Below are 342 nucleotides of genomic sequence, written 5' to 3'. Positions count from 1 at the left end.
AAAGGAGATAGCATGGATCCCTTTAAGAACGTCAATCCATCCCGCGTCTCAGATCTCGCCCGCACAGACGATGCAGGCTCGCAACAGCAGCAGACCGACCAGGCGCGTTTTCAGGAGCATCTGAACGCGTCGCAGCCGGACCAGCATCGGCAAGCCGTTCCAAACAGCCGTCTTGCCAGGCGGACCGGCTCACATGCAGATGCGGTTGGACCGAGCATGCTGCAAGAGGAGGACGCCGGGGAAGGCGGTTCGCGCTTGCCCTTTGCTCCACCAGCTCACTCACCTGTGCAGAGTTTTGACCAGGACGAGCTCTTTGCCGCCGCCGAGCGCGCCGGGCCGTTT

At 62.0% G+C, this 342-nt stretch carries 1 pseudogene; it reads left to right on the top strand.

From position 1 onward, the window contains the following. Positions 1-12 precede the first annotated feature (12 nt). Positions 13-342, top strand: a pseudogene (locus tag PU724_RS34000) (hypothetical protein); the annotation flags it as partial.

The organism is Mesorhizobium abyssinicae, from assembly GCF_049887195.1.
In the GTDB taxonomy this organism is placed as follows: domain Bacteria; phylum Pseudomonadota; class Alphaproteobacteria; order Rhizobiales; family Rhizobiaceae; genus Mesorhizobium; species Mesorhizobium abyssinicae.
This window is presented reverse-complemented; position numbering and strand designations above follow the sequence as displayed.